A 26,497-nucleotide genomic window follows, 5' to 3' on the forward strand; every position below is an offset into this window, starting at 1 on the left:
TCGCCGGCTCAGTGCGGATAACCAGTTCGGGTCATCAGTTCAGTAAACTCGGGAGGATACGGATCATGGTCGCAATCGATCGGCAAGCAACCTCTACAGCGCACAGCACCACGCGAAGCTCGGCACATCGGATCGTGATCGTCGGCGGTGGCGTCGGCGGCCTTGGGCTCGCTACACGTCTGTCCGAAACGCTCGGCCGCGACGGGCTTGCGAAGATCGTGCTGGTCGACCGCTGGCCGACGCATTTCTGGAAGCCATTGCTGCACGAGGCCGCTTCCGGCCAGCTCGATCCGGCCACACATCAATTGCAATACGCGGTGCAGGCGCAGCGGCATGGCTTCGAATTCGAACAGGGAGAACTCGCGGCGCTCGATCGTACGCAACAGCACATCACGGTGAACGCACTGCACGACGCCGACGGCCGCGAAATTCTGCCCGCGCGCCAGCTTGCGTTCGATACGCTGGTGCTGGCGATGGGCAGCGTCACGCAATATTTCGGCGTGCCAGGCGCGGCCGAACATGCGTTGCCGCTCGAATCGGTCGCGCATGCGGAAGCGTTCCGCCGCAAGCTGCTCGACGCCTGTCTGCGTGCGAACCATGCGCGTCGCGCGCGGACCTCGCAAGCGGACACGCCCGTGTCGATCAACATCATCGGCGCCGGCGCAACCGGCGTCGAACTCGCAGCGGCGCTGCGCGATACCGTGCGTTTGCTGAACCGCTATAGCCCGTTCGCACTCGATCCGGTGCGCGACTTTCGCATCCGTCTGATCGAAAGCAGCGAGCGCGTACTGCCCGCGTTGTCCGAAACGATTTCGGCGCGTGCGCAACGGATGCTCGGCAATCTCGGCGTCGAAGTATTGAACGCGACGCGCGTCACCGAAGTGCGCGCCGACGCCGTCTTGACGAACGACAGCGTGCCGCTCGCGAGCGACATCGCGATCTGGACCGCCGGTATCGCGGGGCCGCCGGTGTTGCGCACGCTGGATGGCATCGCGGTGAATCGCAACGCACAGGTGCAGGTGAGCCGCACGCTACAGTGCACGAACGACGCGAACATATTCGGCTTGGGCGATTGCGCGGCCTGCCCTGCTGAAAACGCGGGTGCGTTTCTGGCGCCGCGTGCACAGGTCGCGCATCAGCAGGCGCTGTTCCTCGCGCGGGCGTTGAAGTGCCGGGTGGCAGGCGAGGCGCTGCCCGAGTTCGCGTATCACGACGCGGGCACGCTGGTCGGTTTCGGCCGTGAAGGCACGATCGGCAGCCTGAGCAGCAGCCTGTTAACACGGCCGGTGTTCGTGGACGGTTGGCTGGCGACTGCCGTCTATAAGCTCATCTACCGGCGCCACGTGATGACGCTGACCGGCTTTGCGCGCATGGCGCTCGATACGGCGAGTCATTGGTTGCGCAGACGCGTGCATCCGGTCATCCGGCTGCACTGAAGTCGAGAAGCGCGGGCGGCGTCTCCCGGAAACACCGCCCGCGCAGCCTCAGTCGAGAAACTCCGCCGCCCGCTTGCGCAGCACCGCACCGAAATCGTCGAGCCAGCCAATCGACAGGCGCCAGCTCTGCCAGTACAAATCGATGTCGAGATGCTTGCCGGGCGCCATATCGACCAGCTCGCCGCTGGCCAGATGCGGCGCGATCATCCGTTCCGGGCACATACCCCAGCCGAGCCCCGTCACGCACGCACGCAAAAAACCGGCGACGTGCGGAATCCAGTGCAATGGCGGATCGAGTTCCGCCCGCGTGATGCGGCGCATGAAGCGCTTTTGCAACTGATCCTTCGGATTGAAATCGACACACGGCGCGCGCCGCAAAGTCTCGCGCGTGATGCCGTCGGCAAAATGGCGCGCGCGAAACGCTGGCGTACACACCGCCAGATAGCGCATCCGGCCGAGGCGCGTCGAGCGGCAGCCCTGCACCGGCTCGGCCTGCGTCGTGACCGCGCCCTGCACGCTGCCGTCGCGAATCCGCTGCGCCGTGTGGTCCTGATCGTCGATCACCAGATCGAGCAGCATTTCCCGCTCGACACAGAAACCCGCCACCGCGTCGATAAACCAGGTGCCCACGCTGTCGTCGTTGACGGCGACGCGCAGCGCCGGCCAAGGTTCGACCAGCGCGCCGGGCAGCACCGGCAGACGGCCGGTCAGCTCCGCTTCCAGCAACTGCACGCGTTCGGTATGGCGGCACAGCAGTGCGCCCGAGGTGGTCGCGACGCACGGCTGGCCGCGCTTGACGAGCACGCTGCCCACCCGTTCCTCCAGCAGCTTGACCCGCTGCGATACGGCTGACGGCGTCACATTGAGTTCACTGGCCGCACGGTCGAACGAGCCGTGACGGACCACTGCGGCCAGTGCATCGAGCAGTGCATAGTCGAGCATTAGCGCTCCTTAATCTGCATTAACTAAATTAGCTTCTCTTATGCGAAGCAAAACCGCAGACTAGCCTCGTTCGTCTCTTCCGTCTACTGGATCGATTATGAATTGGCTGTCTTTTTCCCACGGTGCGGCGCTGTGCGCGTCGCTGATCGTGACAATCGGCGCGCAGAACGCGTTCGTGCTGCGGCAAGGGATCATGCGCTCGCATGTCGGCAAGATCGTCGCGTTGTGCGCGATCTCGGACTTCATCCTGATCGGCGCGGGCGTCGGCGGCGCGTCGGTGCTGGTCGAGCGCTATCCGGTGTTCGTCCACGCGATGCTGTATGTGGGGCTCGCCTATCTGGCGTGGTTCGGCATCAATGCGCTGCGCCGCGCTGTGCGGCCGGGGCACGCTGTTCTGGACGCCAACGCGAATGGCGCCGCCACGCCTCCCGTGCAACGCGCCATGCCGATCATCCTGATGACGCTGGCCTTCACGTGGCTCAATCCGCACGTGTATCTCGACACGTTCCTGCTGATCGGCACCGCCGGCGCGCGTGAACCGGACGGCGCACGCGTGGCGTTCGCGCTCGGTGCGATGGCGGTAAGCGGAATCTGGTTTATCGGTTTGGGTTATGGCGCACGAGCGTTGGCGCCGCTGTTTCGCCGCGCGACCGCATGGCGCGTGCTGGATGGCGCGATCGGCAGCATGGTGTTGCTGCTGGCGGTGACGCAGCTTCGTTGAGCGTGGCGCCGCCGCGGCAGCGCTCGCTCTCACGACGCGCGCTAGCCGGCGCATGCCTCAAACAGCCGTTATTCGAGCACTGGCGCCCGCGCCGGACTCTGCGCCGCGGGCAAAGCCACATCATCAGCAGGCACGAGTTTCATCAGCCGCGCGAGCACCGGCCACTTCACCAGGGCGTGCTGATACGACTCCCGCGCCTGTTCGTCGAAATATCGGGCCGGATCGATTTCCGGCAAACGGCGCCCCAAACCGGTGATATCGTCCACCGGCCAGCCGCCCGCCGCCGCCCCACGGGCCTTGATAGGCGCTTTCATCGGCGCTTCCGTATCAGTCGCTGTCATTTGCCGCCCACCCATACGCCGTCAGGCGTCTTCACCACATAACCGGACGCCGTCTTCATCGTCACGGTCCCTTCGTTCTCGCCGACCATCTCCGTTTGCGGCAGGTTGGCCGCGTACTGCGACAAGGTTACGCCCGGTTTGAACGGACTGTTCGAGACGAGATTCGACAGCAATTGGGCGACGGCGAGAAAGCTCGTCGGATTGTCGATCACCGTGGTCGGACTGTGATTGCCCTGGAAACCGACCAGCCGCACGCCTGCGGGTCCATGGACGATGCGCGGCGTCGGGATTTCGCGCAAGCCGGCGATCTGGTTGGCATCGCCACGCAGCGCCGCGCCATGTTCCGGCACGAACACGATCACCGCGCGCCGTCCCGAAGCCGCGATCAGATCCGCAAAGCGGTCGAAGTCGCTCATCATCTTGTTCACGCGCTGCGGGTACGAATCGATACTCGACAGGCTGCTGTTCGGCAGACGGTTGCCGTCGTGCAGACTGATCGTGTTGTAGTACAGCGCGACAGGCCCTGCCGTATTGGCGCGCTGCGCGTACCAGTTGGCAAGCGTCGCGTAATCGTCGCGAATAGCCGAGCCATCGAACGCATGCATGGCGACGGGCGCGCTCGCATTCGAGATCATCGGCACGTTCGGCACACCGGTGTTGTCGTGCACCAGTTGCAGGAAGTTGTCGAAATGGCCGTCGTGATTCAGCATGGTTTGCGGGGTGTAACCGGCTTGCGCCAGATCGGCCAGCAGATGACATTGCTGCGGCGCGTCCTTGTACAGGTCCGCGTGCGCTTCCTGTCCGCAGCTCGCGCGCAACACGCGAATCGCGGCCGGTCCGCTGTAGCTGGCCGCCGTGCTGAAGTTCGTGAACAGATAGTCGAAGTGGCTGAGCATCGGATGATTACGCGCCTTGGCCGCATCGAGGTCGTCCCACGACAGCGAACAGATATGCAGCACGATCAAGTCGAATTGCGTGTTCGCATCGGCGCCGAGATGACCGAAGCTCACCTGCCGCTGCGATTCCTCCGTGCGGAACGCCGCCAGCGTCGCGTTATGGTCGAGCGGGTGGGCGGCGAGCACGTTATTCGAAGAGGCCGTGGCCGGGTCACTTTGCAACCGCGCGAGCACTACGCTGCCTTCCTGCCACAGCGGGATCGCGACCAGCGCGATCAACACGAAGGTCGCCACGCGCAGCCAGCGGTTCACGATCAGATAGCCGATCAATCCGCCGAAGGCGGCCAGCAACAGCATCGGCGGCAAGAAGCGCTGCGCGAGTTCGAGCCAGTAGCCGAAACTGAAGGTCGTGAGGTTGCCGAACTCTTCGGTCAGACGCGAGAACGGCGGCGCCTTCGCTTCGGAGTACATCAACGGCACGCCGATCGCCAGCCCGAGCAGGTTGCGCAATACGCGCAGCCCGCGATGCCGCAGCGTCGCGCTCACCGCCAATGCCAGCGCGAGCACGATGTTGGCGATCCACAGCGGTTGCAGATGCCCACCCGTGAACAGATACAGCTTGATGATGAAGTACAGGTTCCACAGAGTCATGAACAGAGTTCTCTTATTGGCCGGGCGCACGCGCCACCGGCGTTAGTAGCGTGTACGGTCCAGCGCGAGCAGCGACTGAAAGGCGTGCAATACGCCGCTCAGAAGCCGCGAATAACCTTCGATGCCCATCGTCAGCACTTCCTTCAGGCCGCGCAGCGGCGCGTCCTCGATGGTCTGCTCGTCCCAGTCGAGCCAGGCGTCGGCGCGGCCGAACGTGCATTGCACCATTTGCCGTTCCTGTTCGAGCGTCAGATCGTCGAAGCGCACGCCGAGGTGCGGTCCCACAAAGCGGCTCACGTGCACCGGAAAATGGAATTGCCGGTCGCCTCGGCTCAGGCAGACGCCGAGGCTGTCGCCGAGCGCGAGCTTCAGCCCCGGATCGACTTCGAGACCGAGGCCGCCGGTCGAATAGTCGCTGGTGATACAGGCCACCGTCGTGCCGTCCGCGAGCAGCAGCGTCGCCGCGGCGCGCATCGCGATGCGGTGCGTGACGCGCACCTGTTTGGCTTCGCGCGCCACGCTCGCCGCGGCGCCGAGCATCACGAGGTTGTAGACCGTCCAGACCACGTTCATCAGAATCGTCGCGGTCTCGCTGCCCTGCCCGGACATCAGCCGGTAGGCGCCGGCCAGCAGCGCGCAGCCGTTCAGCGCGAGCAGCACCAGATACGGTTTCGACACCGCCCAGTCGAAGTAGCCTTCATCGATGCGGCCGCCCTTGTCGGTCACATTGAACTTGCCATGCTTCGGACTGAAAAAGGCGACGGTGGTCGGCAACGCGATGTACCACGCGAGCACCGATTCATACACTTCGGCCCAGAACGAGTGGCGGTATTTGCCCTGCATCCGCGAATTCGCGATGTTGGCGAGCACCATGTAAGGCAGCACGAAACCTGCAATGGTGGCCGCCGACGCATTGATGAGATACATCTGGAAAAACAGGTACCCCATCGGCATGGTCAGGAAGATCAGCCGCGGCACACCGTAGAAGAAATGCAGCATCGCGTTGCCGTAGCAAAGCCGCTGGAAGAGACCCAGGCCGCGGCCGAAGAACGGATTGTCGATGCGGAAAATCTGCGCCATGCCGCGCGCCCAGCGCGTGCGCTGCTTGATGTGACTCGCGAGACTCTCGGTGGCGAGACCGGCTGCCTGCACGGTCGGCAAATAGGCAGTCGTATAGCCGCGCCGATGCAGCTTGAGCGCGGTATGCGCGTCTTCGGTGACGGTTTCGACCGCGACGCCGCCTACTTCCGCAAGCGCGGTGCGCTTGATGATCGCGCACGAACCGCAGAAGAACGACGCGTTCCACAGATCGTTGCCGGACTGCACGAGACCATAGAACAGGTTGCCTTCATTCGGCACGCGGCGGAACGTGCCGAGATTGCGCTCGAACGGATCGGGCGAGAAGAAGTGATGCGGCGTCTGCACCATCGCGCAGCGGGCGTCGCGCAGGAACGTGCCCATCGTGGTTTGCAGGAACGAGCGCGTCGGCACGTGATCGCAATCGAAGATCGCGATGTACTCGCCGTGCGTTTTCTCCAACGCCCGGTTGATGTTGCCTGCTTTCGCGTGCTGATTGTCGTCGCGCGTGATATAGCCGATGCCGGCATCGCGCGCGAACGCCTTGAACTCGTCGCGATGGCCGTCGTCGAGCAGATAGACGCGCAGCTTGTCGGCGGGCCAGTCGATGCCCTGCGCGGCGAACACGGTTGGCCGCACCACCGTCAAGGGTTCGTTATAGGTCGGAATGTAAATATCGACGCTCGGCCAGCTCGAGGTGTCGGCGGGCAGTTCGGACACCGTGCGGTTCAGCGGCCACGCAGTCTGCACGAAGCCCAGCAGCAGAATGATCCAGGTGTACGCTTCGGCGCCGAACAGCAGATAGCCGAGAATCGCCTCGCCCGGCGTCTGAAAAGAAAGCGTCTGCGTGACGCGCCACCACACGTAGCGCACCATCGCGAGCAGCGCCAGCGTTGTCAGGAGCAGCACGGGCATGCGGCCGGGGAAACGGCGCATCACCAGCGCCGCCACCACCAGCACCGCGAAGAATTCGAACTGTCCGTTCGACGACAACGGCGAGGTGCCGATCAGGGCCCACAACACCGCGCCCGCCGCCACGATGAGCGGCAGCAGCCAGCGAATATGGCCGATGCGCTGCGTGCCGGCTTCGAGTTGCGCGCCCCAGCGCTGCCACGGCAAGACCGGCAGCATCGCCTCGATACGGCGGCGCACACGCCGCCAGCGCAGCAAGAGCGGCACCAGCCAGCGGTCGATCCACTCGAGCACCGCGCGCACTGTCGCGGCGGCGGTCTGCGTGCGCGGCTTTGGCGGGCGGACGAAAGCGCGCCAAAGCCAGGCGCGCAAGCGCTGCGGTTCGAGCACGCCCCACTGCGCGGCCAGATGCAGCATGGCCGCACGAATCCACAGGCGCGCGAAGTCCGCCTTGCCCGCGGCCGGCGGCTGGAAGAATACGCGCACGAACCAGTCGAGCACGGTGCGCTCGGCGGGCAAGCCGAGGCCGCGCGCGAACCGGTCGGACGCACGCTGGCGTAGCGTGCGCTCGCGGCGGCCGGCGGAGTCTGGCCCGCTCATCGCGGCGTACCCGTGCGGCGCGAGTTCGCCGGGCGGCTATTGGCGAACCGCTCTGCCAACCCCTCGGCAAGCCATGTGTCGAGCCAGTTCGCCAGGCCTTGCAAATCGTGCGACGCCTGCGAATGCGGTGCGTCGTCGAACAGCCACGTACCGCGTGCGAACGACTCGGGCAGCGCCGCGTCGAGATGAATGCGCTGTGCAAGCGGCAGGCCGTCGCCGAGCGCCGCGCCGAGCATCGCCAGTGCGTCGCGCTGCATGTCGCGCGCCGGGTTCAGCCGGTTCACGATAATCCTGAGATTGGCACAGCCGCGCCGCAACGCGTGGAGATGCGCGATCAGCGTCGCGCAGGCGGCCGGTTCAGGCGGCGTCACGCACAGCACCAGATCGGCGCTGCGCACCGCCTGATCGGCTTGCTGCGACGGATAGCGGGCCGTATCGATCACCACCGCGCCGTCGTGCGGCAGATCGAGCTGCGCGAGGGCATTCGCCAGCCACTGCGGTTCGGCGGCCAGGCGCGCATCGCACCGCGCGCATTGCGCGAGCGAGACCGCGCCATATGGGACGAACAGCACGCCCTCGGCGTTGCGCCACGTATGCGCATGCCACGCGCCGGTTTCATCGAGCAGGGCTTGCGTCACGCCGGCCGGCGCGAGGCTGTCGAGACCGAGATGCGCGCCGAGCAGATTTTGCGGATCGAAGTCGAGCGCGACCATCTGACGGCCGCGCCGCGCGAGCAGTACGGCGAGCGCTGCGGTGAGCGTCGTGCGGCCCGTGCCGCCGGCCGTGGAGACGATGGCGATCGTCTTCATGGCTTGACCTCGCCGGCGCGCTCGGCGTCGGGCAATAAGCGCGCGCGCAGCGCGACCGGTTCCATTTCACAGGGCACCGCGTCGCGTGGATCGAAGCGCCGCATCGCCGCAAGGCCGCGGCGTGAACCGCCGCGCTGCCACACGACCCACACCGGGACCGCGACGATCAGACCGGCGGCAAAACAGGTCAACAGGAATTCCATCACTCGCTCCCCTTCTTGCGCACCGGCATCGCATACCGCTCGGCGCGGCGCGGCGGCGGTGTCGCCCGCAGCACGGCGAAAGCCGGCGGCGGGACTGGCACGTGAGGCGCCCTTGTCCCTTCAGCCACTTCGGCGCCTTCACCCCTTCTGGCTCCGTCAACTGCGTCAGTTGCTTCGGTGGACGCTGCCGCCAGCGCCTGTTCCACCGCCGCGAGCTGGTCGGCTGTCGACACGTCCTTCATGCGCCGCGGAACCTGTGCCGCGCTCGCGGCTTCAGCCTGCGTTGCGGGCCGACTATCCAGCGGAGCAGCAAACAGATCGCTGTAATCGGCAGCCGGCATGCGCCGGTTCGCGGCTTCCAGCAATTTCAGCTCATAGTCGATGCTCTGCTCCGCCAGATGGACGATGTCGCCCGCGAAGCGCTCGACCGGCACCTCGAAGATACGCGCGAGCGCGGCGTCCGTGTCGGCAAGCCGGCACGCGAACAGGAAGACGTACAGGTGTGCGGCGTCGGCCGTGAAGATGTCACCCGCGCGTCGCGGCACGCAGCTTCGCAGCGCTTCGACGTGCGCGCTCTGCGGCAGCAGCGTCAACCTGACGAGCACGTGCGGCAATTGCAGCACGGCGCTGCGTTCGAGCACGGCGCGCACCCGTTCGCAGAATGTGCCGACCGGCAGATAGCCGAGCACGGCGTCGCTCAAGGCGGCGCTGAGCGCGCTTCGATAATCGGCGGCGATCGGCCGCGTGTGCAGTTGCCCTTGCAGCGATTGCAGCAGCGACTGGACCCGCGAGAACGGCAGATCGCGGCCGAGCACCAGGTTGGCGCCGAGCGCCAGAACCAGCAGTTCGTATTGATGGCGCAGCACTTCGCCGCGTTCGACGATCACGATCTTCAGCGCCCGCCCAGCCTGGCGGCGCAGCGCATGCACCGCCGCGCAGAGCGCTTCGAGCTGCGCGCCGCCGGCGTAATCGAGCACGACGGTCGCTGCCTGCGCGCCTGCGCACGCGGCAAGCACGGCGTTCTGATCGGCCAGCACTTCCCAGTTGGGCGGCACCCAGGCTTCGTGTCCGCGCACGACGGCGCGGCTGACCACCACCCGCTGTTCGTCGCGCGCGAGCAGTCCGTCGCCGCGCGCGACGCCGCTGCCGAGCGCATCCGGCGCGACGCTCAGACGGCCGCTCTCGGTAAAGCGCAGCGAGCGGACTTCGCCGGTCACGAGCGTGCGATCCGAGCGCCAGAAGTCGACATGCCACAACAGCTCGCCGTGCGTGCGCTCCATCCGCGCGACACCCGAGCACGCGGCATGAAATTCGTTGCGGCCGTGCTGGGCGGCGGCGCTCTCGGCCGTGGGCTCCGCGATAAGCCACTCAGCGCCGACGTGGTCAGCGTCGGCAGCGTCGGATGGCGAGCCGAGCAGCAACACCAGCGAGATGTTGCGCGCCGCGCACCAGTTCGCGAGCATGCGGCCTTCCCGCGCGAGCGCGACCGGGTCGTCCCAGTTGAACCAGCGCTCAGCGCCTTCGACGAAATACAGCGAGCGCGAACGGAAACCGAAGCGCTTGAGCGCGCGCAGACCGCCGAACACTTTGGCGAGCGCGACCGGCGCCGGCCCGTGCGCCGCCGCATCGGCGGCCCCGGCAGAGTCACTGCCGGCGGGCGGCATCGCGAGCACGCTCAGATTGCGCGGCCAGCCGCTCGCCGGGGCGTCGGCGCTGAAGCCGAGTTCGCGCAGGCGCCTGGCGACCTGCGCGCGTTCGCGTGCCAGCACCACCGTGACATCGCGCGCGCGTGCTTCGCGCGCGCTTTCCCAGATCAGTGCATCCGCCCCCGGCGTGCGCGCCGCCGCATAGATCGCGTAGAGCTTGCCGCCTTCGAGCGCGCACCATTCGCCGGGCAGCGCGTCGACGGCAAGCCGGCCTACCAGCGGCGCGCGGCGATGCGCCCCCGTTCGACGGACAGCTTGCAGCCAGCGTCGCACAAAGGCGCCGGCCGGCGTCGGCTTGGGTGGATTTGGAACAGTGCTCACGCTTTGGTTTCCCAGATCTCTTTGATTCGCCGTTCAATAGCTGGAGTAAAGGCGCACGGGCCTCGGCGACAGACTGTTGTCCTGCTTGCGTCCGTCGAAGGTGTAGCGCAGGTACAGCAGCGCGGAACTCGGTGCGTAGTCATGCGAACGGTCGATGCTCAGTTGCGCGCCCGCCACCAGGTACTTGTTGAAGCGATACTGCACGATCCCGCTCAGCCCGTACGAAAACGCGACGCCGCGCGTCGAACTGGCCGTATTGACGAGGCTGTCGAGGCCCGCCACTGAGCTAAGGCCATTGGGCAAACCGTTAGGGTAGTACGGCGAATCCTTCTCGTACGAATTCGACACGCCGACCGTCGCCGTCAGATCCCAGTTCAGCGCATCGCGCCGGCCGGCCCATTCGATCGGCACGCCGAGCGACAGGTAGCGCTGCGGGCTGTAATAGCCGCCCTGGCCAAACGAGTAGAAGCGCTGATTATTGGTGTAGTGCCAGAAGTTGCCGACCAGCCCGGTGCTCACGAGCGTATTGACGCGTTGATAGACCGGCACCGTGAAGCCGGTGCGCAAGGTGATCTCCTGGTTGCTCTCCACGCTGCGGCCGGTCAGTATCCCCGCGCCGACATCGGCGAACACGCTGGTTCTGCCGATATCGACCGCCGAATGAAGGTCGATGCCGTCGCGGCGCACCCCACCCCACACGGCGCCCGTCACCGGATCATGCATGCCCGCATACGAGAGCACACTGCTGGTCTGAGGGCGGCGCGATCCGTTGATCGAAAAGCTCGCCGGGCCCGCGTCGAACTGATAGCGCACGCCGCCGACCAGGTAATGCACGGGGAAGCCGAGCGGCGTGGTGCCGAGGTCGAAGCGCCATGCATCCGACGTGTAGCCGGCACCGAGCGCGACACCGGTCGCCGGCTGATGCAGATACGGCAGCTTCGCGGCTTGGGCCGCGAACGTCCCAGCCGGAATGTTGAGAGACTGCGCCAGCTTGTCGGCGGCGCCCAGCGTGCCGAACGTGTCGCGCGTAAACGCGTTGCCCTCGCTGACGTCGAGCGTCCCGGCATCGAGATGGACCGTATCGACGTGGGCAAAAAAGTGCCCGTCATAGCGATACGGAATCTGCGCATACACCGGCGCCTGCCATGCATGAAACTGCGAGATGCCGGGGTCGCCCGATTTATAGGCGGGCATCCACGCCGTCTCGATCTCCGGATTGCGGCGCTGCTGCAGATCGTCCAGTGCGGCTTGCGCCGGTGTGCCATTGGGGCCGGCCGTCACGCCCGCCGCGCGCTCCTGGGTCAGCGACAGACGGTACAGAGACGCGGCGCCCTCGTACTGGCCGAGGTCCTGGGCGATGCGGCCGCTTTGCACCGTCACGTCCGGCCGCGCCGGATACGCGACACGCAATGCCGAGGTAATCTGCTCCGCTTCCTGCGGACGGCGCAACGCGGCAAGACGGCGAGCCGCCGAGAGCCGCGTATCGACGTCGTCGGGCGCCGCGCCGTCGAGCACCGTGCGCACGAGATCGAGCGCGGTGCGACGATCGCCGCTCTGCTCCAGTACGCGCGCGAGCGCCAGTTGCGCGTCCGGATCGTTTGGTGAAGCCGCCAGCACGGGGGCCAGCGCGGCGCGCGCCGCAGCATAGTGTCCTTGCAGCCGTTCGAGATCGGCAACTTCGAACGCGTAGCGTTTATCGCGCCGGCCCGCCGGGCTGACGCGCTCGAGCAATTGCCGCGCGCCGGCGTAGTCCTGGCGATCGAGCGCCTCGTCGGTCTGACGCAGCACCGAACGCAACGCCTGATCTTCGAGGCGCGCGCTCTGCGCCGCGCTGAGTTGCGAGTCACGGCGCAGCTCGTCCAGCCACGCGTCGAGTGCGGCGTTGCGTCTGGCGCCGCCGAGCAGATCGCCATAACGCAGACGCACATCGGCGTCGGTCTGTTGCGGGTGTGCAGCCATCCAGTCTTGCAGCAACGCGAGGCCACGCTCCGGCTCGCCTTGATCGATCCACAACGAGCCGACGGCGGCCAGCAGATTCGGATCGTCGGCGGCAAGGAGGCGTGCCTGTTCGAGCGCGTCGGCAGCAGTTGCGCGGTCGTCCTGCGCGAACGCGGTGCGGGCCTTGGCGAGCCACTGCTGCGCATGCAGGTTACGGTCGAGCGCACGCATGCCGTCCGTGCGGTCTTTGTCGGCGATCGGCGCGAGCACGGCTTGAGCGCCGTTGATGTCGTCGAGCGAGTTGCGGTATAGCGCGCTCGCATAGCGCATCTCGGGCGACGCCGAGACGGTGAGGCCGTCGTCCATGACCACCCGGCCGAGCTGCGGCAGACCCAGATCGCGATATAGGCGCGCGAGCGCAAAACGCGTCCACGGCGCATCGGGCGCGAGCCGCAACGCCGCTTCGTAGCGCTGCGCGGCCGGACCGCGCTGGCCCGCCGCGAGCAATTCGTCGGCTTGTGCGCTGAGGATGCCGGCGCGCAGTTGCGCGAGACCCTGGCGGTCGCCGGCGGCGCTGAAACGGCTTTGCAAGGCGTCGAGCAACGGCGCGACCTGAGCCGCACGGCCGGTGTTCTCGAACAGCGTCTGCGTGCTGCGCACCGCCGACAGGCTCGGCTCCCGCGCCGCCAGCAATTCGCGCAGCAGCGGCTCGGCGGCGCTCCAGTTGTGCTGCGCGAGCAGCGCGTCGGCGAGCATCAGCTTCGCGTCGGCGTTGCCCGGTTCCATCGCGAGCGCGGCGCGCGCGGCCCGCTCGGCATCCTGCGGGCGGCCGGCTGCCGCGGCTTCGCGTCCCTGCGCCAGCGTGCCCCAGAACTGCGCGGTGCGTGCAAGGCTTTCCCACTTCACGCGATTGTCCGGCGCGAGCGCGGCGGCGCGCAGAAACAGCGTACGCGCCTCGTCGCGCCGCCCTTCGCGCATGCGCGCGAGACCCAGGCCGCCGACCGCCTCGGCGTCGTCCGCGCGCGCTTGCGCAGCACGCGCGAGCTGCGGTTCCGCGGTCGCCAGGTCGTTGCGCGCGAGCGCCTTCAAGCCGCGCTGCTGCGCGATGTAGTCAGGATTGCGTTCGAGTTGCCGCTGCGCATCCAGTCGCGCTTCGACGGCGCCAACGCGGCCCTTGAATTCGGCGTCGTCCGGAACGAGTTGCAGATAGGCGCGCAGCGCGGCGAGATAAGCCGGGTCTGTGCCGGTCTGTTGCAACACGCGGCGCCAGACATCCAGCGATGCCGCGCGATCCGAATCCGGCCGTGTCGCGAGATTCCACGCGATGCGATTAGCCTCGGCGCGCGTGTCGCTGTGTGCGTTCAGCAGATTGGCGAGCACCAAAGCCGAATCGACGTCCGATGGATCGGCGGCCACCCGCCGGCGCAACGCATTGACTGCCTGCACGCGGCCCTCGGGCGTGCCCGCGATGATCTGGTAGTACTCGGCGCCGAGCGAGCCCGACGGCGCGCCGTGCGGAAACAGCGCGAGCAGCCGGCGCGTCGCTTCGGCGGACTGACCGCTGCGCGCGAGCAGGCGGATCGTCGCCAGTTCCTCGCGGCCGTTGGTCGCGACGCGGAATTCGTCTTCGATCTGCTGCGTGGCCGGCGCGCCGGGGGCGCTCGCCCGCAGACGCGCAAGCGTTGCCTGCGCGGCCTGTGCCTGGCCGAGACGCAACTGGATGCGCACCTGCTCGGCCAGCAACGACGGATCGCCCGGCGCGATCAGCAGCGCCTTCTGGATCGCCTGCAGCGCGAGATCGTCGCGATGCTTGGTCGACCACATGCGGGCGGCTGCGTACATGCGTTGCGCAGCGGGGTTTTGCGGCGGCGCGGCGGCGGGCGATGGCACCGCCGCGGGAGCCGTTGCAGGAATCGTAGCCGGAGCCGCCGCGGGAGCGCCCACGCGCGCTGAGGCTGCAATCGCCGCAATCTGCCACGCAAGGCCGAGCAGCAACGCCGCGCGCCTTACCGGGCGGCGGCGGAACACGGCGAACTCCAGCGCAGATTGAGGGTGCCGTCAGCGGCAAAGCGGTAGTGTCCATCGCGCCAGCCGAGGCCGAACAGGCTCAGCGCGCTGGTGTAATAGCCTGGCGGCGTATCGCGATCGAGCTGTTCGACGCGCGCGATCTGCGCGTCGGCGAGCGAAGTCTCACCGCGCGCGTCGAGAAACGGCACGGCCGCCGCCGAAAAGCCGGCGTTACCCATGTTCGCGCCCACACCGCCGCTCGTCGTATCGACTTTTTCCGGCGGCGCGCCATGCGCGGCGATAAAGCCGGCGAACGGCGCGAAGCGCGTGAGGAGCGCCGTCGCCAGCGGGTCGCGCGGATCGAGCATGCCGGCCCACAGGTAGACGCGGATCGCGTTATAGGCGCTCTCCGCCTGGGTCTGCGTGTCCGGCTCAAAACCGTGTTTGGCGCGGTATAGAACCCAGTCGGGCGAAAAGCCGTGCGGCGCGGTGTCGATCAGGACCTGGCCGGTGCTGGCGAGAAGGCGCGTCCAGCGAGCGTCGTCCGGCAGCCGGGTGCCGATGCCGCGGATGAGCTGCGGCGGCGAGTAACTGGGGTTGACGCGCCAGACATCGGGAGCCGGATGAAAACCGGCTGGACCCGGCAACAGCGTCAGGCCGAGACCGGGAACGCTCGCCGTTTCCTCGTCGAGCACGCGCCTCGCGAGCACCGCGCCGCGCGCCGTATAGCTGCGCTCGTGCCACGCGCGGCCGGCTTCGAGCAGCGCGTAGGCGATCCACAGATCGGCATCCGACGATGCGTTCGCGTCCAGCACGCCCCACTGTCCGCTGTCCGAACGCCCCCAAAGCCAGGCCGGCAGATGCGCGGTCAGGTCGCCTTGCGCGAGATTGTCCTCGGTCCAGCGCAGGATCGTATCGAAGGCGGCACGGTCGTTCGCGACCAGCGCGAAAAACAGACCGTACGACTGCCCTTCGGACACCGTGCGCGAATCGGCCGAGCCGACGTCGATCACGCGGCCGTCCGGCGAAATGAAATCGCGCTTGAACTGCTTCCAACGCGGCCATGCGGGCGCCGCGCAACTGCTTGCGGCAGGCGCGGCGAGCTCCGGTTGACTGGCCGAACCCGAATCCGGGAGGCCTGCGGCCAACGCGCCGGCCGTCAGCGTCGCGGCCGCCGTACCGGCCACGAATGCGCCCACACGCGCACCCACACGCGCACCCACCCATGAGGCAACAAACGAGATGACAGATGAGGCAATCAACGGAATCGCGTCCACGACCACGCGTGAGACTCCGCCCGGCAGCGCCCCGCCGGGCACCCGCCGCAGCGGTGCTGTCCACTTCACCGGCGCCATCGTTCAGACTCCCCGGCGGCGCGCGGCCAGTTCCTGCAACGCAGTGAACGCACCGATCGCCAGCAGCAGCCCGGCAAACGCACCGAGCACGCCCAGCAGGATCGGATGCTGAATCGCCTTGCTCCAGAGCCGCGCATACCAGGGCACGTAACCGACCAGATACGGTTCGCCGACACGCATGCTGTCGACTTCGCCGCCACGCACCAGCGCGACGTCGCCTTGCAGCTGCGAAACGCGATCCGGTTTTTCCAGCGCGTCGAGCAACTGGATCAGATGATGCTGATCGGTCGCCGTCAGCGCGACGACGCTGCGCCCTTTGCTGCCCGGCAGCTCGAAGCCCATCAGCGCGGCGAGCGGACCGTCACCGTCGAGGTGCGCGTTGCCGTCCGGCAACTGTGCGCCGTTGCGCCATTGCTCCTTCACCGAAAACGATGCGCGTGTAATCGGGCTGCCGCCGACGCTTGCAATCGAGCCCGCGCCGATGGTCAGCGGCAACGCCTGATGCCAACGATCCAGCAACGGCGCGGAACCGTTGCCGCCGATCACCAGCAGATCCTTGCCCGTCAGTTGCGCGACTTCGGCAGGTCGCGCGATCTGCACGCGCAGCGCCGGATAGCCGGTCCATTGACCCATGTGGCCGAGCATCGTCAGCGAGGCTTCGAGTTCTTCCGGCGCGGGGCGATCGGGAATCACCACCGCCGTTTGCGCGAGATCGGCATAGCGCGTAAACGGAAAGCCGCTGTTTGAGAAGTACGCCAGATTCGGCATCTGCGCGTAATGGACGAAACCCGAGAAGTCGATCGTCGAATCAGGATCGACGGCCGCCTGCACGGGATTCGCCGCCACGCTCTGACACAGCCCGGTCTTCTGCGAATCCAGACTGAAGCGCAACTGCAACTGGTTCGAACTGCCGACGCGGAACGCCGGAATATCGAGTGCGTTGCTCGAGCGGTTGCCGTTCGCGGACAGCACCGGCAACTGCAGACGGCCTTGCGCGTCGTCAGCGCTAGCCGGCGCGAGCCGGTACGACTTGACGAACTGGTCGTTGATCTGCACGGCGAGGGCCGAGTTGTTCTGCACCGTCGGCGCGGTGTAGCGGTACTTCAGGTTCAGCGGCACGCCTGCGCCACTCCACGAGAACAGGTCGGCGGGCACGCGCAGGTTCAGACGGATCGCGTCCGGCGAACTGCCGTGCACCTGCAACTGAGCCGGATCGTCGATCAGCTCCTTGAAGGCGACCGGCCGGTCCACCGGCAGCCAATGCGGCGCGTCGTAGGGCTTGCGCGGCGCGCCGATTGCGATCTGCGTCACCTGCACGGCGGAGCCCGACATCGCCGTCCCGCCGAGCACCAGTGCGGCGGCCGCCTGGTCGACTTCGGCCGCGGTGCGGCCCGTCACGACTAGCAGCTTCTTGCCGGCCGAGGCGGGGTTGTCGGTCACGACCAGCATCGGACCATTGACAGGCGGCAGCTTCAAAGTCTCGGGCAATTGCGCGCTGCGGGCCACCACGACGGCGTGATCGTCGGCCGGCAACGCGGACGACGCGGGAAAACGCGCCTGACGGTAATCGGCCAGCGCGCCGAACCAGGAAGCCAGCACACCGGCGCTCTGCAGCGTCGCATTGTCGGCGGCGGCCGGCAGCACGAACGGCAGACGCAGGCGGCCCCCGTCGCGCCGGTCGAAAAACGGCGCGGGCAGCAACGCGAGATCGTTAGGCAAGCGAATCGGCGACGTGTCGAGAATGATCTCGCTGGTCGGGCTCACGTCGGCCCACAGCGCCGAGTTATCCGGATCCTCGCAATGGTCGAGCGTGTAGTGCGCGATCAGACGAAGCCCAAGCTGGTTGAAATCAGTCAGGAAACGCGGATCGAGCGGGATGTCCGTCGTGACGATCTGCCCGGCGTGTTCGCGATCGAACGGCACGGTCGCGATCACTTCGTTGTTGACCGACACCTTCATATGCGAAATTGGAAACACCAGCGCCGGCGAATACGCGTAGCGCAAGCGCAGCCGCGCCGCGGTCACCACGCGGTCGAGCCGCACGCCGACGTTGACGATGCGCGCATCTTCGAGACCGCGCAGATTCAGCGGCTGATAGGCGCCCAGCGCGGAGAACGGCAGATGCAGCGTCGTCGAGCCGGCGGGGGTGGTCGTGGTGCTCGTCGCACTAGCGGCGGCATTGGCGGCGTTGGTGGCGTGGGCACCATCGGCGGCCGCTGCGATTGCAACAGGCGTCGGCAGCGCGAGCCGGGCAGCGACGGACGGCGCGGCGAGCGCGGAGGATGCGGCGGATGCGGAAGGCGCGGCGGCTAAGGCGGCGGCATACAGGGTGCCGGCAACAGCCGTCATCGACAGGCAAAACGATAAGACAGGTTTCATGGGCAGATCAGCTAATTCGACATCGGCCGTCGGCCCCTAACTGCCAGGGACATGTTGCGAATTCGGCCTGCCGCACGAGATTGCGGAGAAGTAGAAAACGGATGACGGCGCGACCGCAAAGCGGTCGTGTACCCTCATATACGGAAGATTCGGCGAAACCTTGAATAGCGGGCGACGCAACGGAGAATGGCTTACGCATGACGCATATCCGGCACGCTGTTTCGGATGCATGCTTTTCGCATATTTCCGCCGTTTTTTCGCTCGTTTACGCCAATGTCGCTGGTCCGCAAAGATATCATAGATTGTGACAATTTGTGACATTTGAGGCATGCTGCGGCCATCTTGACGAGACTCTGATCATGAGCAATCCGACCCGCTCTTCTTCTGTCCCTTTACCTACAAAACGCAGTGGGCCTTTGCGTGCACTGTTTGCGCTGCGGCACTCGTGCAGCGGCATTGTCACGACCTTGCGCGAAGAGAGCGCGTTTCGTCAGGAGATGGCGCTGGCCGTGATTTTGCTGCCGTGCGCGTTGCTAATGCCGGTGGGCGCGATCGAGCGGGTATTGCTGATCGGGTCGGTGTTGCTGGTGCTGATGGTGGAGTTGCTGAATTCGAGCATCGAGGCCGCGATCGACCGGATTTCGCTGGAACGGCACGAGCTGTCGAAGCGCGCCAAGGATTGCGGCAGTGCTGCCGTGACGATGGCGCTGCTGATCTGCGCGATCACCTGGGGCGTCTTGTGTGGGCCGGTTGTCGCGCATTGGTTGCGTGCGCAACTTTGAATGCAGTGAGTGTTGGGGCCGACTGCGTGGTCGGCCGGTGTCGTGTGTGGCCGCTCCGCGCCGCGAATGCCGTAGGTTTGTTCTTTTATGTTGTCCGTATTATTCGTTCGATTGTGCTGTGACCTGGCGGGCGCAAACGTTGGCGAGTCATTGAATTGATGTTTTTTCCTTGTGCTGCGGCATTTTTCTGTGTGCCTACGGTGGTGGTCTTTTCTTGCTCTGTTTGCCTACGCGGCGCTTTTTAGCTGTGTGCCTACGGCGTTGGCCTTTCCTTGATTTCTTAGTGGTCTATTAGCGTCGCCCCTGTGCGGGGCAGGCACTTACTTTCTTTGCCGCCGCAAAGAAAGTAAGCAAAGAAAGCGGCTTCACACCGCTAGCTCTTAAGCGGGTCCCCTGGCTTGGAGGAGGTAGTGGAGCATCTGGAATCGGTGCTCTCGCACACTCCGCGCTGGTGACAAGGCAGTCATACTTCCGGCGGCGCCGCGCGCGCCGTGGCGGTAGTTCTCAACACCGATGGGGCGTATGCGCCTCCGGCATCATTCTTCCCGCCTCGCACTCCGTGCTCGCCGGAACGGTCTGCCAGGGAAACCAGTGGCTTCATTTGCACGTGGCGGGGGCACCGGCTTCGCCTCGGCGAAGCGCTCGAATGTGCGAGTGCGGGCCATCACTCAAAGCGAAGAGTCGGTACGACAGTGAGGATTGGCAATGCAACGGCGCGCTAACGCGCCGGACAAAACGCGAGCGCCGCGGCGAGGCATGGGGGACGGACGGTGAGCCACCGCGCCGGGCAAAACGTTGACGCGAAATTGTCAGCCGGTTTGATGAAGGACCGCTACGGCGCGCGCAGCGCCGCCGGAAGAATGACTGCCTTGTCACCAGCGCGGAGTGTGCGAGAACACTGATTCCAGATGCTCCACTGCCTCCTCCAAGCCAGGGGACCCGCTTAAGAATTAGCGGTGTGAAGCCGCTTTCTTTGCTTACTTTCTTTGCGGCGGCAAAGAAAGTAAGTGCCTGCCCCGCACAGGGGCGACGCTAATAAACCAATAAGAAAACAAGGAAAGGCCAACGCCGTAGGTACACAGACAGAAAGCGCCGCGAAGGCAAAAAACGAAAGCAAAACCCAACGCCGCAGGCAAAAACGACACTCACGCCGCGCGAGCAATCCGCCTTGGCGGCACACTCAATCGATGCGACCAGTTCGCCAACATCCGCATCGCGACCGGCGGCTTGCTCAAAATCGCACTGTCGTAATGCTTGCCGTCAAAGCGCACGAAATCGACAATGCGAAACCCCTGTCCGCGATAAAACGCGATCAGATGCGCAGCCGGTTGCGGTGTATCGAGCGCGAGTTCCGCATAACCACGCGTCGCGGCCCAGTGGTCGGCGAACGCGAGCAACAGCGTGCCGATGCCACGCGCCTGCCACACAGGCTCGACGCCGAACTGGCGTACGCTCGCGATATCGTCGCGCCGGTACAGCTCGCACGGCGACTCACGATCCGGCGCATACAGCGTCATCGTGCCGACGAGGCGCCCCTCGCATACCGCCACATAGCAATCGCCACGCGCCGCGCGTGAACGTGTGGTCTCTACCGTTTGATCCACGCACGTGCAGTTCAGCCCCATCGCGCCAAGCCGCGTGAAAGCCCGATGCAGCAGCGCCGTCAAAGCGACGAACGAATCGCGCGACGGATCGAAGCGGCGCAATTCGACACGCCCAATACCGTGGCAAACGTAGTCGATACGGATGGCTTGCTGCTTCGTTGCACATCGCTTCACGTTGAACACCTCGCACTGGTCAGGTTGGCCAAAGTGTAGGTTTCGTGAGCGAGCGTCTCAAGAAAAAATGTCGTAAAAACTCACGTGAAAGCCGCTGCCGAATCGCCAGGCCGCCGGCAATGTGCCGACACAAGCAGCTAGCTCTCTCGCATGCCAAGGTGCAATTCCTCGCAGAGGAAGGTTTGCAAAGTCTGCACGGCAGCCGCTTGCGCACTGCGGACCGCGCGCATGAAGAGCCCGAAATCGGCGGTGGGCGCATCGGGCAGGCCATCGGCCTGGCCCAGCACACGCATCGACTCGGAGCGGATATTGCCGTCGAGCAGCACCGACACGCCAAGGCCCGCTTCGACCGCCGATTGCACCGCCGGCAAACTGGTGCTGGTGCACACGATGCGCCACGCAATTCCCGCACGCCGCAATGCGGTCAGCACCAGTTGTTGCCACAAACACGCGCCGCCGAATGCCACCACCGGCAATGGCGCTTCACCGTCGCGGCTAAAACCGCGCGCACCGACCCAGAAGAGCGGCTGCGTCCACGTGAGCAGCGGCACCGCATCGACCAGAGCGGGATCGCCGACCACCACATCGAGGCTGCCGTCCGCGAGCCGCTTCGATAACGCCTCGCTCGTATCGACAACGATTTCCAGCGCCACCTGGGGATACGCAATCGAAAAGCGCCGCAACGCGCGCGGCAACCGACCGACCGCGATGTCTTCCAGCATGCCCAGCCGCACGGTGCCGGACACCTGCCCCGCGCTCAGCGCTCGCCGCGCGTCGGCTCCGGCACCGAGAATCGTATGCGCGTAAGGCAGCAGCAGATGCCCCGCTTCAGTAAGTTGCACACCGCGCGGAGAACGGTCGAGCAAACGCTGCCCGAGTTCTTCCTCGAGCCGGCGCAACTGCATGCTCACCGCTGCCTGCGTGCGCGCCAGGCGCACTGCCGCAGCGCCAACCGCGCCAGTCTCCACCACGGTGACGAAGGCGCGTAACAAACTGCTGTCGAGGTCTCGCATCATCAAAATTCTTGATGTCCGCATAAGAAATATCAACTTATCTTAATACCGGTTCCGCCGATAAGATAGTGTCCAACGAACGCCAAATGGAACCGCAACCAGACCGCCATGCAGGACACCACCATCGAACCGGCGCTGAATCCCGCGCCGGACGCAACGATTCCAATGAAGCCCCGAAGCGCGGCGGCCGGCGCTGCGTTGCTGTGCGTGCTGTCGATGTCGAGCGTGCAGTTCGGCGCGGCGCTATCCGCGCCGACGATGACCGCGTATGGCTCGCTCAGCACCACCTGGCTGCGTCTGTGTTGGGCAGCACTGGTGCTCGCGCTGCTGGTGCGCCCGCGGCTTCTCACCTACTCGCGTTCACGCTGGCTCGCGGCCGGCGCGCTAGGTGCGGCGATGGCCGGCATGACGCTGTGCTTTTTCGCGGCGCTCCAGCACATCCCATTGGGGCTTGCAGTCGCAATCGATTTTCTCGGCCCGCTGGCGGTCGCGACCTTCGCGGTGCGCCGGGCGCGAGCGCTGTTGTGGCCTGCGCTCGCGATTGCAGGCGTCGTGCTGCTGGCGCGCGATCGCGCCGGCTGGATCGGCGAACCACTCGGCGTGCTGCTCGCATTCGGTGCGGCGCTCGGCTGGGGCAGCTACATCGTGCTGATGAAAAAGATCGGCACGGAGTTCGACGGACTCGAAGGATTGTCGGTATCGCTGATCGCGGCGACGCTGGTGGCGACGCCCTTTGGCCTGGCCGACAGCGGCGTGCACATCGCCGCCGGACAGATCGCGGCGACCGCGGGTCTCGCGCTGCTGGTGCCGCTGTTGCCGTATGCGCTCGAAATGGTGGCCTTGCGGCACATGCCGGCCGCTTCGTTCGGGATCCTGATGAGTGTCGAACCGGCAATCGGCGCGCTGGCCGGCTTCGTGGTGCTGCATCAACCGATGGGTGTTTTGCAACTGGTGGGCACGCTGCTGGTGGTCGCCGCCAGCGTCGGCGCGGTGGCGGCCACGCGCTGAGCGTCGTTTAACTGGCTCCGTCGCCTTTGGTTGTTTTCAACGTCCTTTGGCCTAGGTTACCGTGAGCCGCCGTCAGGCGATGTTTTCCGCTTCATATAGACGCCGACCCGCGGCGTCCTTCGCGCCGAGGGTCGGTGCGAAATCGATCGGCCACTCGATGCCGATGTCCGGATCGCACCACAAAATACAGCGCTCGAGTTCGGGAAACCAGTATTCGGTGGTCTTCCAAAAGCACTCGGCAGTGTCGGACAGCACCACGAAGCCGTGCGCGAAGCCCGGCGGCACCCACACCTGCCGATGGTTCGCCGCGCTCAGATGCACGCCGCACCATTTTCCGAAGCTCGGCGAACGAAGCCGCACATCCACGACGATGTCGAACACCTCGCCCACCACCACCTGCACGAGCCGGCCCTGCGGGCGCTGCACCTGATAATGCAAACCGCGCAACACGCCGCGCACCGCGCGCAAATGCCGGTCCTGCACGAAGCTGAATCCGGGCGCCACGTCGTCGGCAAACTCGTCCGCGCTAAAGCTCTCGAAGCAGAAGCCAAATTCGTCGCAGAACACCTCGGGCTCGATGATTTTCACATCCGGCAATGCCGTCGCCGTTACCTTGTTGCCCATTGCCGCTATGCTCGTAAGAAGCTTGCCCAGCGAAAACACGGCCGGGAATCCGGCCGTGTCGAACGGTTTTTGTCGTGCGCCGTCAGCCCCGAGCCGGCCCACGCCTACACCTCGCTCGCTACCCGGCTGCGCGCACGATATTCGGTGGGCGAAAGCGCCATGCGCTTGCGAAAGATCTTCGCCAGGCGATCGCCGTTGCCGGTGCCGCTGCGCCGCGCGATCTTGTCGACCGGCAATTCGGTTTCGGTCAGGAAGTTGCAGGCAATGCGCAGCCGCACCTGCAGCAGATAGTCGGACGGCGTCACCTGCATTTCGTGCTTGAAGCGGCGCAGGAAATTGCGCTCGCTCATCGCCGCCACCTGCGCGGCATCGGCAACCGACACCGGACGATCGCAGTTCGCTTCCATCCATCGCGCGGCAGCCCGGATTTTTTCGGCCACGCTGAGCGTGCCGCCTTCGGCCTGCAACGGCACCCATGTGGCGGCCATGCCCGGCATCACGCGATCGGCGACGCTGCGCGCGAGTTCCGCGCCGAGGTCGCGTTTGATGAACATCAGCGCACTGCGTGCGCAGTCGTGACGATCATTGGTGGCGTTGAGCGCGGCCTCGGCCGCGAGGCTGCCCAAATGACGGCTGGCCTGCAAGCCGTCATGCTCGAACGGGCCGGCGGCCTCCAGCACGAGACGGCCTTCGCCAATCGGTTCGATCGTGCGGGTGCGCGTTTGCACCGAGCGCAGCCAGCTCAACAGCCGCTCGTCGCGCGCGGCCACATGAGCGCCGCAGCCGCCCGCGATGAACAGCACGTCGAAACCGGCGCCGAAGCGCGCATCGATACGGTCGGTCCAGATGCGCACCGACGAAGAACTGGCGACACTGCCGCCGTCCATCGACAAAAACTGCACTTCATAGGGCGGATATTCTCCGGCCCGCGAGCCGGCGAGTTCATTGGCGGTCTGGAACATCTCGACCACCGTGCCGGGTCCGAGCAACCAGAAACCGTCGAACAACAACACGCCGATGCGCCGCGCGGCAGAACGAACGTTCAGGTTCGGCGTATGTAACCAGGTGACCCTCGCAGTATCAATGCTCATGTGCGGCATGATCTTTCCCCAAAGCTGTGGTGCGTTGCGGACCCCGCTGACCCGTCAGGCTGGCCGATATGAATGCGTTTATTATGGCCAACGAAAACCGCCGGCTACAACGCTTAGCGGATTATGCGTGATGTTAGCGGAATGTACCGCGATAGTAAATTTTAAAAACAATCGTTTAGCGCGAATTTGAATGTATGAAGAAAACCATTTTCGTGCGTTTCATATTACAACACGTGGATTAGCCGGCGAAGCGGCACAAGACAGCGAAGCGCGTCGCCGCCAGCACGAAGATCCTTGTCCATATTGGCTTTCGCGCCTGATCCGGCGACGGTCCGCGTGTGCGCCCCAGCTGCGGATTTACCGATTCGGCTGGTGAGCGAGCCGTTCAAAAATGTTTCAAACCTGAACTTCAAACCTCGCAAATAATGAACACTCAATCCGGTTTTAATTCGCAAATTGGGAATTTATCGGCTCGTCCGGCGCAGTAACCCGCCTATTTATCACTTCACACCGGATTAAGAAATCTGGCACCGTATTTGAAACATTCAAAATCGTTTCGTTATTGAAACATCAGAACCTTAATATCTTACATAATTCAGTCATAATGCCCCGTAATATCGAAAAACATCAGACGATTGGGTTGCCCGACGGCGCTCCCTGCACTCTCCTCCCTAAACAAAGTTTCATGCGCGGATCGTGCTCTTTAAGACTTCAGAACGGCCCGCAGCGCCACAATTTGCGCATCGTGATAACTGGAAGGCGCCGAGACATGACGCGCCCGATGAGCATCGAGAGAGTTAACGAATATGGACAGAACGCGGTTCGCATCGCGATCGAGCGCAGCGAGGTGCTGCTCGACGTGGACGATCTCGACGCCGTGATCGAACACCTCAGCGTGCTGCGCGACGATGCGCCCGGAGGTCCCTAAAGAGCCGTTGCGTACGCACCAGTACGTCATTGAAATAGACGCGAGCGCAACAAAGATAAGCAGTCATGCGTGAACAACCGCAGGCGCCGAAAGCACCCCACGGTTTTATGAAGTACCGCTGCGGCGCGCGCAGCGCCGCCGGAAGTATGACTGCCTTGTCACTCACGCCGAATGTGCGAGGGCACCGATTCCAGATGCTCCACTGCCTCCTCCAAGCCGGGGGACCCGCTTAAGAATTAGCGGTGTGAAGCCGCTTTCTTTGCTTACTTTCTTACACGGCGGCAAAGAAAGTAAGTGCCCGCCCCGCACAGGGGCGACGCTAATAGACCACTAACAAATCAAGGAAAGGCCAACGCCGCAGGCACACAGCCAAAAGCGCCGCGCAGGCAAAAAAACAACCCGTCGCTACGCGCAAAAAAACTACCTACTACTCCAAAACCTCAGCTGAACATCCATAACTTCAGCCTCCACCTCGGCCACCGGCCCCACAACCTCGACCCGCTTCTGACAGTGATCAAAAACATACCGACAATCCACACTCATCGTCGGATTCTCCGAATGATCCCCCGTCGCCTCCAGCAATCTCTTCTCAGTCATCCCAAACACAACGCGGCCAATATTGGCCCAATACACCGTCCCGGCACACATACAACACGGCTCGACAGACGTGTACAACGTACAACTCCACAAATACTCAGGCGTAAAATTCAAAGCCGCCACGCGGGCCAACACCGATTCGGCGTGATTGACCGTGTCGACATTGCCCTGCTCCATCAACACGGTCTCCTGATCCGGTCCGACCAGCACCGCGCCAAACGGATGATGCCCCAACAGTGTCGCCCGCTCGGCCACCCGGCTCGAATGCCGCAAATGCCGCACGATCTGCTCAGACGTCGGCGTCAAACCCTGCGGCGGATAAGTCGTCGCCAACCCGGCGGCGTCAGTCGAAACGGTCAGACTCACGGGCGCCTCCTTTAAT

At 65.2% G+C, this 26,497-nt stretch carries 20 protein-coding genes; 5 read left to right on the forward strand and 15 right to left on the reverse strand.

The genetic code is table 11. The annotated features are described in order from the left end of the window. Window positions 1-65: 65 nt before the first annotated feature. Entirely contained in the window at window positions 66-1,436 is a 1,371-nt protein-coding gene (locus WN982_RS13925) for an NAD(P)/FAD-dependent oxidoreductase (protein ID WP_341312565.1), read from the forward strand. Window positions 1,437-1,484: 48 nt separating this feature from the next. On the opposite strand, the gene WN982_RS13930 is transcribed toward WN982_RS13925, so the two are convergent. After that, complete coding sequence (locus WN982_RS13930; RefSeq protein ID WP_341312566.1) at window positions 1,485-2,378, reverse strand: LysR family transcriptional regulator ArgP; 894 nt, start codon at window positions 2,376-2,378, stop codon at window positions 1,485-1,487. Window positions 2,379-2,475: 97 nt separating this feature from the next. Between WN982_RS13930 and WN982_RS13935 the strand changes: the two genes are divergently transcribed. Beyond that, window positions 2,476-3,099 carry a LysE/ArgO family amino acid transporter gene (locus tag WN982_RS13935; RefSeq protein WP_341312567.1) on the forward strand — a complete coding sequence of 208 codons (624 nt, stop codon included), beginning with the start codon at window positions 2,476-2,478 and terminating at the stop codon, window positions 3,097-3,099. A gap of 68 nt (window positions 3,100-3,167) precedes the next feature. Here WN982_RS13935 and WN982_RS13940 read toward each other — a convergent pair whose 3' ends face one another. From WN982_RS13940 to bcsB, 9 genes are all read right to left on the reverse strand, one after another. Then, the gene (locus WN982_RS13940; protein WP_341312568.1) at window positions 3,168-3,413 is read right to left on the reverse strand and encodes a hypothetical protein; all 246 of its coding nucleotides are present in this window, start codon (window positions 3,411-3,413) and stop codon (window positions 3,168-3,170) included. A 23-nt stretch (window positions 3,414-3,436) separates the two neighbouring features. Beyond that, entirely contained in the window at window positions 3,437-4,987 is a 1,551-nt protein-coding gene (gene bcsG, locus WN982_RS13945; RefSeq protein WP_341312569.1) for a cellulose biosynthesis protein BcsG, read from the reverse strand. A gap of 42 nt (window positions 4,988-5,029) precedes the next feature. Then, on the reverse strand, window positions 5,030-7,576 hold the full coding sequence (gene bcsA / locus WN982_RS13950; protein WP_341312570.1) for a UDP-forming cellulose synthase catalytic subunit: 2,547 nt from the start codon (window positions 7,574-7,576) through the stop codon (window positions 5,030-5,032). Beyond that, entirely contained in the window at window positions 7,573-8,385 is an 813-nt protein-coding gene (gene bcsQ / locus WN982_RS13955) for a cellulose biosynthesis protein BcsQ (RefSeq protein WP_341312571.1), read from the reverse strand. The genes bcsA and bcsQ overlap by 4 nt, the downstream gene beginning before the upstream one ends. Further along, window positions 8,382-8,588 (reverse strand): hypothetical protein, encoded by a 207-nt coding sequence (locus WN982_RS13960; protein WP_341312572.1) that lies wholly within the window; start codon window positions 8,586-8,588, stop codon window positions 8,382-8,384. Before WN982_RS13960 ends, bcsQ begins: the two co-directional genes overlap by 4 nt. Further along, the gene (gene bcsE, locus WN982_RS13965) at window positions 8,588-10,555 is read right to left on the reverse strand and encodes a cellulose biosynthesis protein BcsE (RefSeq protein WP_341315794.1); all 1,968 of its coding nucleotides are present in this window, start codon (window positions 10,553-10,555) and stop codon (window positions 8,588-8,590) included. Before bcsE ends, WN982_RS13960 begins: the two co-directional genes overlap by 1 nt. A 93-nt stretch (window positions 10,556-10,648) precedes the next feature. Next, on the reverse strand, window positions 10,649-14,395 hold the full coding sequence (locus WN982_RS13970) for a cellulose synthase subunit BcsC-related outer membrane protein (RefSeq protein WP_341315795.1): 3,747 nt from the start codon (window positions 14,393-14,395) through the stop codon (window positions 10,649-10,651). 164 nt (window positions 14,396-14,559) lie between these two features. Continuing rightward, window positions 14,560-15,915 carry a cellulose synthase complex periplasmic endoglucanase BcsZ gene (gene bcsZ, locus WN982_RS13975; RefSeq protein ID WP_341312573.1) on the reverse strand — a complete coding sequence of 452 codons (1,356 nt, stop codon included), beginning with the start codon at window positions 15,913-15,915 and terminating at the stop codon, window positions 14,560-14,562. Between the two features lie 3 nt (window positions 15,916-15,918). Beyond that, window positions 15,919-18,294, reverse strand: a complete 2,376-nt coding sequence (gene bcsB / locus WN982_RS13980; protein WP_341312574.1) for a cellulose biosynthesis cyclic di-GMP-binding regulatory protein BcsB — start codon at window positions 18,292-18,294, stop codon at window positions 15,919-15,921. 359 nt (window positions 18,295-18,653) lie between these two features. Here bcsB and WN982_RS13985 point away from each other — a divergent pair, with 359 nt between their 5' ends. Then, the gene (locus tag WN982_RS13985) at window positions 18,654-19,076 is read left to right on the forward strand and encodes a diacylglycerol kinase (protein ID WP_341312575.1); all 423 of its coding nucleotides are present in this window, start codon (window positions 18,654-18,656) and stop codon (window positions 19,074-19,076) included. A gap of 1,145 nt (window positions 19,077-20,221) precedes the next feature. On the opposite strand, the gene WN982_RS13990 is transcribed toward WN982_RS13985, so the two are convergent. Beyond that, window positions 20,222-20,854, reverse strand: a complete 633-nt coding sequence (locus WN982_RS13990) for a GNAT family N-acetyltransferase (protein WP_341312576.1) — start codon at window positions 20,852-20,854, stop codon at window positions 20,222-20,224. 137 nt (window positions 20,855-20,991) lie between these two features. After that, window positions 20,992-21,870: a LysR substrate-binding domain-containing protein gene (locus tag WN982_RS13995; RefSeq protein WP_341312577.1), complete on the reverse strand. Its 879-nt coding sequence runs from the start codon at window positions 21,868-21,870 to the stop codon at window positions 20,992-20,994. A gap of 105 nt (window positions 21,871-21,975) precedes the next feature. On the opposite strand from WN982_RS13995, the gene WN982_RS14000 reads away from it, so the two are divergent. Continuing rightward, complete coding sequence (locus tag WN982_RS14000; RefSeq protein ID WP_341312578.1) at window positions 21,976-22,875, forward strand: EamA family transporter; 900 nt, start codon at window positions 21,976-21,978, stop codon at window positions 22,873-22,875. A gap of 72 nt (window positions 22,876-22,947) precedes the next feature. Here WN982_RS14000 and rfbC read toward each other — a convergent pair whose 3' ends face one another. Then, window positions 22,948-23,499: a dTDP-4-dehydrorhamnose 3,5-epimerase gene (gene rfbC / locus WN982_RS14005; protein ID WP_341312579.1), complete on the reverse strand. Its 552-nt coding sequence runs from the start codon at window positions 23,497-23,499 to the stop codon at window positions 22,948-22,950. Window positions 23,500-23,603: 104 nt separating this feature from the next. Next, window positions 23,604-24,599, reverse strand: a complete 996-nt coding sequence (locus WN982_RS14010) for a helix-turn-helix domain-containing protein (RefSeq protein ID WP_341312580.1) — start codon at window positions 24,597-24,599, stop codon at window positions 23,604-23,606. 760 nt (window positions 24,600-25,359) lie between these two features. Here WN982_RS14010 and WN982_RS14015 point away from each other — a divergent pair. Beyond that, window positions 25,360-25,518 (forward strand): hypothetical protein, encoded by a 159-nt coding sequence (locus WN982_RS14015; protein ID WP_341312581.1) that lies wholly within the window; start codon window positions 25,360-25,362, stop codon window positions 25,516-25,518. Window positions 25,519-25,938: 420 nt separating this feature from the next. Here WN982_RS14015 and WN982_RS14020 read toward each other — a convergent pair whose 3' ends face one another. Then, a complete protein-coding gene (locus WN982_RS14020) occupies window positions 25,939-26,481 on the reverse strand; it encodes a nucleoside deaminase (RefSeq protein WP_341312582.1) in 543 nt (180 codons plus the stop codon). Window positions 26,482-26,497: the final 16 nt, after the last annotated feature.

The sequence above is a fragment of the Paraburkholderia sp. IMGN_8 genome (assembly GCF_038050405.1).
Taxonomy (GTDB): domain Bacteria; phylum Pseudomonadota; class Gammaproteobacteria; order Burkholderiales; family Burkholderiaceae; genus Paraburkholderia.